Annotated in this window: 10 protein-coding genes; 3 read left to right on the top strand and 7 right to left on the bottom strand. The window is 36.4% G+C overall.

All coding sequences use genetic code 11. From position 1 onward, the window contains the following. The 7 genes from M9949_15060 to M9949_15030 form a co-directional block, all read right to left on the bottom strand. Positions 1–766 (bottom strand): ABC-2 transporter permease (locus M9949_15060; GenBank protein ID MCO5252723.1); only part of this gene is annotated, 766 nt, incomplete at its 3' end. Continuing rightward, positions 750–1,463 (bottom strand): ABC transporter ATP-binding protein, encoded by a 714-nt coding sequence (locus tag M9949_15055; GenBank protein MCO5252722.1) that lies wholly within the window; start codon positions 1,461–1,463, stop codon positions 750–752. The genes M9949_15060 and M9949_15055, both read right to left, overlap by 17 nt. Further along, entirely contained in the window at positions 1,447–2,694 is a 1,248-nt protein-coding gene (nosD, locus tag M9949_15050; protein ID MCO5252721.1) for a nitrous oxide reductase family maturation protein NosD, read from the bottom strand. The genes M9949_15055 and nosD overlap by 17 nt, the downstream gene beginning before the upstream one ends. After that, positions 2,691–3,158, bottom strand: coding sequence for a nitrous oxide reductase accessory protein NosL (locus M9949_15045; protein MCO5252720.1), 468 nt, complete (start codon positions 3,156–3,158; stop codon positions 2,691–2,693). Before M9949_15045 ends, nosD begins: the two co-directional genes overlap by 4 nt. Continuing rightward, positions 3,155–3,760, bottom strand: coding sequence for a hypothetical protein (locus M9949_15040; protein MCO5252719.1), 606 nt, complete (start codon positions 3,758–3,760; stop codon positions 3,155–3,157). Before M9949_15040 ends, M9949_15045 begins: the two co-directional genes overlap by 4 nt. 29 nt (positions 3,761–3,789) lie before the next feature. After that, positions 3,790–5,751, bottom strand: a complete 1,962-nt coding sequence (nosZ, locus tag M9949_15035; GenBank protein ID MCO5252718.1) for a Sec-dependent nitrous-oxide reductase — start codon at positions 5,749–5,751, stop codon at positions 3,790–3,792. 18 nt (positions 5,752–5,769) lie between these two features. Next, entirely contained in the window at positions 5,770–6,204 is a 435-nt protein-coding gene (locus M9949_15030; GenBank protein ID MCO5252717.1) for a cytochrome c, read from the bottom strand. Between the two features lie 168 nt (positions 6,205–6,372). Between M9949_15030 and M9949_15025 the strand changes: the two genes are divergently transcribed. The 3 genes from M9949_15025 (at position 6,373) to M9949_15015 (ending at position 9,089) form a co-directional block, all read left to right on the top strand. Further along, positions 6,373–6,996, top strand: a complete 624-nt coding sequence (locus M9949_15025) for a Crp/Fnr family transcriptional regulator (GenBank protein ID MCO5252716.1) — start codon at positions 6,373–6,375, stop codon at positions 6,994–6,996. A 481-nt stretch (positions 6,997–7,477) separates the two neighbouring features. After that, positions 7,478–8,950, top strand: a complete 1,473-nt coding sequence (locus M9949_15020; GenBank protein ID MCO5252715.1) for a T9SS type A sorting domain-containing protein — start codon at positions 7,478–7,480, stop codon at positions 8,948–8,950. Then, complete coding sequence (locus M9949_15015; GenBank protein MCO5252714.1) at positions 8,943–9,089, top strand: hypothetical protein; 147 nt, start codon at positions 8,943–8,945, stop codon at positions 9,087–9,089. The genes M9949_15020 and M9949_15015 overlap by 8 nt, the downstream gene beginning before the upstream one ends. Positions 9,090–9,223: the final 134 nt, after the last annotated feature.

Here is a 9,223-nt window from a genome sequence, read left to right as displayed (position 1 = left end):
TTCTCTTTGTGAATAGGATTGGAGATACTGTCCAAATCAGCATTAGTGCGATTGAGATGATTAGCCCGAGCGAGGTGCTGAAATAGTTTCGGAATACCAAGCCCGTATAGCCAAGTACGGCGGCACTTTCGAAGTTCAGAATGACAGAAACGCGTGCCAAATCGACCGGGTTGATGATTGTCGTGATGAGTATCATGTTGTCAAGCGGATAATCTTTTAGTAGAATTATCATCGAAAGTATGAGTGCGTCGTAAAGTACCGATGCGAATAGCCACAACACGATTCCAAGCCCAAATCCTATTATTCGATTCTCGTTTTTCAATACGATGAGCAGCGATATGCCCGTAAAAATGAATGTTAGTGCTATTCCGCTCATATTTAGCAAGATTAAACTCGAAATGCTGTCAACATATTGCAAGTTGAGCAAAATGGGAATGTTGATTCCGACTATTAGCCCAAGTGACAGAGCCAACGAGATTCCGAAGTAAATTCCATAGATTATACTCTTGCGTTGGATGGGCATTGTGAGCAATAATTCTATGAAATGTTGGGAATTGTAATAATATATTGTTGTATAAACTATTGATACTAATGGCGTTATATAGATTATAATATTTGAAATACTGATTAGGACTTTCCCGAAATCTTTGTCGAGGTAAAAAAGTATTAGCCCGAACGCAAGGTAGAATAATAAATACGCCAGCAGCCAACGACTTCTGGTGATATCAGCTATGCTGTATTTGAATATTTTATATATTTCTTTCATATTGATGTGTCAGTTGTGATATTGCAATGTCGTAATTTTCGCTTTGTGTGATTGTGTTTAGTTCATGTATTCCGCCGTCAAAGAGTGTGTTCCCTTCTACAAGATAAATTAATTTGTCCGCAATATCTATGATTTCAGACAAAATATGTGTGATAATTAAAATACTTTTGCCTTCGTTCTTCTTTTTGATAATCAATTCTTTAAGCGATAGCCTTGAAACAGGGTCGAGACTGACAGTCGGTTCATCTAATATTAAATAATCGCTGTCAAATCCGAATGCTTGAATCAGATTTATTTTTTGCTTATTCCCGCCTGAGAGCGTTTTAAAAGGCTTATTAATATGATTTTCGAGCCTGAAATATTCGATATATTCGGTAAAATCTACTTCGCTATTCCGTAATTTCTTGCAAATATTAAGTATTTCATTTCCGGTCAAATTTTCCGGAAAATTTGGCATTTGCGGCATATATCCGATTTTATTCTTGTAATGTACTCCGGCATTGATATTCTCGCCATCTAAATAAATTGCTCCGTTATCGGGAAATACAATGCCGAGTATCAGTTTGACTAAAGTAGTCTTCCCCGAACCATTCGGACCGGATAAAATCGTAACTTTGTCAGACAAAATATCCAAATTTGTATTTTTTAGCACATGATTTTTGCCGTAGTGCTTATTTATATTATCTATTTTTATCATATTTATGCGGTGCCATTAATGGTCTATCGTCAACAATGTCCTTTGGTGTTATCGAAGGCAACAAGGTTTCTGACAGATTCAAGATTTTAATAAAAAAACTTCTATTTAAAATTAATGTTTCGGAATAAGTCTCGACTAAATATGCAAATAATGTCATCGGACGATGCGGTATATCGCTTATTCCGTCGCGATTCAAGTCGAAAATCTTTGCCGAACTCCAGTAATTATTTTCCATTTTATTTCTGAAAGTGCCTTTGTTCGTTGCAAATTCAAATGTATTTGTATAAAAATTGTTAAACGAGATTGTATTATCGAAACAATTAGACAAAAATCGCAAAGCCCAAGCATTATTTCTAAAATCATTTTCGGTAATCATGCAACGATTTGTCCCTTCGGCATATATCCCGACAGTGTTCGAAGTAAATACATTCCGATTAATTACACTGTTTGAAATATCTTTTAATAATAAGCCGTAAGATGCCGTCCCGCGATTGAGCGAAAAATTATTATATGTCATTGAAATATATTTCGAGTACATTACGGCAACTCCCGCTCCATTGTGATTGAAAGTATTCCTCTCATAATCACAACTATCGGAAAACATAAAATGCAATCCGTAACGCAAATTATTATGACTGTTATTATTCGTAATCAGGCAATTTTTTGAAAATTCGATGTAAATTCCGTCTCGATGTCCGGATAGATTGTTTTTGTCGGCTATCACATTCGTACAATACCAAATATGAATTGCATTCCCTGATAGGGCTTCCTTGACTGAATTGCCTTTTATTGTATTATTGTGCAATTCGATGTTATTGGAACGTTTTATATAAACAGCAAAAAATGAGTTTTCGATTTTATTATTTTTCAATTTAATATTACTCGCATTTTCAACTAAAATAGCAGAATTATCTTTGAGCGAGTTATATACTATGTTTTTGAGATTGAGTCCGATAATTGAGACATTATCAGCTTTTACGACGAATAATTCCGCCGTATTTTCGGCGTCGATTATTGTATTCTTTTCACCAATAATCGTTATTGGTTTATCAATCAATATTGTTCGTGATTTGTAGTATCCCTTTTTAATTAAAATTGTATCACCCGAATTAGCATTACTGATGATTTCCGAGATTGAATTCTTAGTTTTGGGTGTAATTGTATGAACTATGCAGAGGGACTCTGCATATGCAAAGAGAAAAATTAGGCAATATGATAGCAAGAGCTTCATTTATAATTATTATCCGGATTGATTAATTCAAATCTTGCTTTAAATAATTCATTGAGCGAATGCCAGTCGTATAATTGTCCGTCTTTTTCGGCATACATTGCTTCTGCTGTCGTAAGGTCTTCGTATCCGCTCAAAAATGCTCCCATAGGGCTTGGCAAATTATCGCTAATTAAATATGAAGCAATAGTTGCATCGAATAATTCGCCCGGATTATTGAATGTATTGATTAAATATAATGCGATTTTATCTTTCGTAAAATCATCATCATACATGTAGTCCATCATACATTCTATCGCATCGAATTTAAAGACTTTACCCTTTTGTGTGACCACTTCGGCTCCGAATTTCGGGTCCATGATAGTCATTTTGCAATATTCGCAATTGTCGTGTCCGTAGTTAATTGCTTCAGGCTCCGGCGAACATGCCGCTAATATTACAATCATAATTAATAATAAATATTTCATTTTTTATCCTCCAATTTATCCTTTTTGGGTTTATTTGCTTTTTTCAACATAAAATAAGTCGCCCCCATAAATAGGAAACTCGCACCGATAAAGTAACTCCCAACGTGTGGCAGTGAAGTCGCCTTGAAATTTAATAAATATTGCGAGCCGATTAAAGGTGGCTGATATGTCTGCCCGGGCACTTTAATTGGTGCATTCGGGTTAAGGTCATGTCCGTAATCATATTCCCACATGTAAAAATCCACCATGCCGGCAATACCGATAATTACTAATGTAATCATCCATGTCATCACGATTTTCTTCTTCATTGAAATTGCGGCTGCAATCCCAAACAATGTCATAAATACAATAATATATGGGAAATAAGTCAATTCGGGTATTGATTCCGGTTCTATTGATTTCATCCCTACGTAGTGATTCAAAATATTAACGTTTTGCAGAGTATGAGGGGTATCACCCGATATTTGATTAATCCAAATATACATGTTGATACCGTCCGGATACTGAGGTGCTTCCAAACTAATTGACCAAATTGGGAATAGGAACGTTGCTAATAAAAGCAACGAACCTACTATCCCAATAATTATGCTAAACTTTTTCATTTTATTTTTACTTAATTTTGTGACTATTATTAGTCGCCGGTCCACCATTTCATCTCAGGATTGCTTCCTGCGGGTGAAACTCTTACATAACCTTGCATCTCTTGATGTAATGCAGAGCAGAAATCTGTGCAATAGAATGGATATACGCCCACTCTTGTCGGTTCCCAGTACAATGTTCTGGTTTGTCCGGGCATAATCAACAATTCAGCATTACGAGCTCCCATCACAGAAAATCCGTGTGGAACGTCCCAATCTTGTTCTAAGTTTGTAACATGGAAGAATACTTTATCGCCAACTTTGATGCCTTCGATATTATCGGGAACAAAGTGACTGCGAATTGTTGTCATGTAAATACGTACTGTATCACCTTTTCGAACTACTTTTGCATCAGCTTCTTTTTTCGTAACGTGTTCGTGATTGTTTTCTTCAATTTTGAAATATTGCTTAGAGTTAGGTACAATTTTCGATGCAGGTATTGCCTGTGCGTAATGCGGTTCACCAATTGTCGGGAAATCGAGCAAAAGTTCCATTTTATTGCCCGAAATGTCATATAATTGTGCCGAATGTGCTAATTCCGGTCCTGTAGGCAAATATCTGTCCTTAGTTATTTTATTCAATGCAATAACATATTTTCCGTATGGTTCTCTCGTGTCGCCACCGGGAATCATCAAGTGACCTACTGAATAATAACATGGCACTCTATCAACGACTGATTTATCGTCCAATTTCCATTTTACGATTTCCGATGAAATAAAGAATGTTGTGTACGCAAATCCATTGCCATCAAATTCGGTATGTAATGGTCCTAAGCCCGGTTGCAATACAATTCCGTCCAAAACTGATTCGTATTTCAAAACAGGAATTCCGTCAATCGTAGTTTCATAATCTTGATTTTCGATTGTAGTCATCATTTTGTCAAATGAATATACCGACATATCTGCTGATAATTTGCCATTACCAACAATATAATTGCCTGTTGGGTCAACATCAACGCCGTGTGGAGATTTCGGTGTCGGAATATAATACACAACTCCCGGGCATTCTTCAGGTGTTAAAATCAGCACTTCGTCTTTTTTGTATGAAATTGTTGTTTGTTTGCTTTCGTCATATACATTATGTAAATACGATGTTTTCATCACTTTTCCCTTGCCTTGGGCAATGTATTCTTCCGCTTTTTTCCAATTCACTGCTGTGATGAAATCCTTGTCAAGTTGCGATGCATTGACTTCTTTCAAAGTATTTGCTTGCTCGACGTTGTAGCTTGTGAAAAAAGACCAACCGTGTGATTTGCCCTTGCCGGCAGTTGCCAAATCATAGTCGAAACCCGGCATAAGTAGCTGGAAAGCAACGCTCATAGTGCCATGAGTCGGTTCAACTTTGATGAATGTAAGTGTACCTTTGAACTTTTCCTTGTATTCATTTATAGATACATCTTCTTGTGGGATAGGAACGCTAAATCTTGTTCCTGCGACGAGATACTCCGTGTTCTCGGTTACATATGGTGATGGGTGATTGCCACCGGAATTCGGAATTTCAATGATTTCGGCTGTCTCGAAAGTTGTCAAATCTATTCTGGCTATTCTGGGAGTGTTATTCCCGTTTATAAACAGCCATCTGCCGTCAGTCACACCGTTTGTCCGCGATAATTGCGGATGGTGAGCATCATCCCAAGGAACAAATCCCCAAGATGTCATCAGCATGTTCTTTGTTTCCTCTGCATAACCGTAGCCTTTTTCAGCATCTTGCGAAAACACCGGAATCACGCGGAACAATCTTCCGGAAGGCAAACCATAGACGCTGACTTGTCCGCTGAATCCGCCGGACATAAAGGCATAAAACTCGTCATATTCACCGGGGGCGACATAAACTTTTTCAGCGGCTCCGGATGCCGTCATGGCGCCCGATTGCTTTGATTCGCCGCAAGAAGTCAAAGCTATTGTAAGCATTGCAAATGAAATCAATGCTATCAAATTAATATAATTTCTATACATACCAAACACTCCTAATTGTTATTTAACAGTTCTGAAATATTCCAACATTTTTCTTGCTTCGTCTTGCTTTATACCTTGATTTGCCATTGGAGCCGAATACTCTTTCATTAGCTGCTTGGCAATTGGGTCTTTTCTTAGCATTTCCTCAGGATTGAGAATCATATTCATAATCCATTCGGGGGTACGTCTTTCAGTTACACCTTTCAGTGCAGGTCCTATATATTTCGATTCCATCTTATGGCAGGCTGAACATTTTGAATCAAAAATTTCTTTGCCTTCAGCTACCATAGTCTGGTCAATTTCTCCAATTGTTACCGTTTTTACCGGTCCGATACCCTTGTTTTTCATCGGGTCGTTAGAAGCAGCATCGTCTCCGCCACCACATTGTACAAAGAACAATGTCGAAGTTGCAGCTACTATTATTAAAGCGTATAATTTAATCCTGTTTTTCATTTAAGTACCTTTTATAAAATTGTTCTAAAATCACAGTACAAATTTATAACCTCAATTTCGATTTTTTTATGACTTCAATCATAAACGGATAAAAAAATCCGCTTAGATGTTTTTTTTATCGAAAATTGTTCTATTTTTGTATGTAGTAAATATTCAGAAGGGTTTTTTATGTCTATAAGTGTTGATTTGTTGTTGAGCTACGGGGCTATCGAAAGCAAATGCCCCAAAAACCATGAAATCTTTGCCGAAGGGGAATCGGCGAAATGCTTCTACCAAATCAAAAAGGGTATCGTTAAGATGTTCACCTACAACGACCAGGGCAACGAACTGATAATGGGATTCTTTGCGGATAACGACAGCTTCGGCGAACCGGCAATCTTCGGGAAGTTCCCTTACCCATGCACTGCGGTTTCGGTGATTGAATCTACAATCATGAAAATTGACATAGAAAATTTCAAAGAGCTAATCAAGGACAACTTTGCATTCCATCTCGAATTGGACAAAATCCTCAGCGAGCGAGTCAACTACAAATCCTTTTTGCTGAAGGAAGTGCTAAACGAATCCACAGAACACAAAATTCTGAGCATAATTGACTATTTCAAGTTGAAAAGTATGAAGCGTTACGACGACGAAGGCAGAATCAAACCCATATACTATATCTTCCCATTCACCCGGAATGAATTAGCGGCTATGGTCGGTTTGCGCGTCGAAACAGTAATCCGCCACGTCAGAAAATTAGCAGATTTGGGGCAAATCGTCATTAAAAATCGCAAAATTATGCGGAAGTATTGAAATTGTTCGTCAGGAGTTACACCTGATGGAAAAAATATACTCTGTAGGGACAGAACAGCGTTCAGTCCAAAACATAGCCCATGAATTTATTCGTGGGTAAGGTAAGTTGTTGATGTAGATGTGCCACACCTCGCAAATATGAACATCTTAATTGAATAATTAATCCCATGACTATAAGCGTATCAGGTGTGGCACATCTTAGTAGTTTTAAACTTTTTTTTCAACAAAATGTAACAAATCGAACTTTGACTTGTTTATTACACATATGAGAGTGTTCAATTTCAAAATGGAAATTTGATGTTGAGAATTTGTGACATAGGGCTTATATCGAATCCACTCATTTGCGAGAGAGCTAGCTTATGATTGCGCGATGAACATTCGAAGCACGGGGAGCTTTGAAGGTGTCTTATTCCCGCCGCGAGAAATTCTACGAGATTTTGCTTTTGTTTTATAAAATAACAATTTATTTGGAGATACTAAAATGAAACGAATATTCTTATGCATTCTAATTTTAATGGCTTTGGCACCAAGTCTTAATTCTCAAGAAATCATTCAAAGAAATATATATGATTATGCTCCTGATGAGCGTTTGTGGGATAATAGTTATGTATTAGATTATATTGATGGTAATAAATTATTCATTTATACCACTGTGAAGCCAAATGAACCAAACAGACTAAAAATTATACTAATCAATACATTAGGTGACACTATTAAATCACTGAATTCTGATAAAAACATAAGAATTTTTGATGTTTTTATAGAAAAAGATGGTAAAATTAAAATATTAGGTAACTTTAGCGTTCGTGACGATTTTGGCTTAATATCTCACATTTCACCTACATATTTGGAGCTTGATAAGGAATTGAATATTATAAATGAAGCCACAAGCGCTCTAATCCAGAGTTTCACATACATTCCATATTTTTTTTCAAATGATGGCAATGAAATTTTCAATCCCGAATACATTCAAAGCGAAGATAATTTATATATGAATCGATATTATGTGAATTTGGAATTGAAAGAAAGAAAAAAAATCAATTTGACACCACTGAAAATTCCCAATACTATTACCTCAGTTCGTATGGAAAGATATAATTCCGGACATTATGTAATTATCAACGAACAAACCGGGGGATTTCCACATAGATATAACAAAATAAACTTACTAAAAATTGACGAAATTTTGACACCAAAATCATTGATTAAGTATGGTGATTCTCTCTATACTGCTTTTTTTATCAATTCCAACCCAAATGGAGAATTTTTAATTCGATATAATGAAGTTAACTTAAATATTTATAAGAAAACTTTTCTTAACGCATATGATAATAATTTAAAATTGAAATATACTTCAGACACATTAAATCCAACTTCTGATTCTCCTGATAATTCAATTTTCAAAACTGCCCATATTTTGAATGAAGCTTCAACTGTAATGTTGCATGAAAAACGCCCTGATTATGAGCAGTTAGTAAGAAAATATGATAATAGTGGAAAAGCCGAATACGAATTTACACTTATGTCCTTTGTTGGGGATACTGCGTCACTTGATTTTACAAAATTTCACGATTCAAATGACAACTTGGTATATCTTTCTGCTCAATATGGCTATCAAGGGTATAATTGGGACAGTGAAAAATATCCTGGTGCTCATTTCAAAACAGCTCTTTACGTCATTGGCGACCCTGCGAGTGTTGAAGATAATAGAGATTTCACGCACAATTTTCATATTTATCCAAACCCCTCACGAGATTTGATTAACTTAGGTGCACTGAATGAATGCCACCCGATTAATAAACAAATTGATATTTACAACTTGCTTGGCGAAAAAGTTTTATCTATACTGAATAATGAAAACCCGTTTTTGACTGTTGACATCTCAAATTTGGGTATAGGAACATATTTTGTAAGATGTGGCACATGTACCGGATATTTCTTCATATTTGAATAGAAATTTCGGAAGATTCCCAAATTTGCACCACAAAACTTCCGAAGTTTGGAATCTTGTTCCGTCAGTTGTAACAACTGACTCTGTAGGGACAGAACAGCGTTCTGTCCAAAACATAGCCCATGAATTTATTCGTGGGTAAAGATAACGTAGATTTTTCCTTACCCACGGTTGAAACCGTGGGCTATGTTTTGACTTAAATTCCCCTCTTGAGGGGTGTCTGCGCAGCAGACGGGGTGGATGTATTATTCTTTGAGGCTGTCTCATAAGGGCAGC

It is taken from the genome of Candidatus Kapaibacterium sp., from assembly GCA_023957315.1.
Classification (GTDB): Bacteria; Bacteroidota; Ignavibacteria; order Kapaibacteriales; family UBA2268; genus PGYU01.
This window is presented reverse-complemented; position numbering and strand designations above follow the sequence as displayed.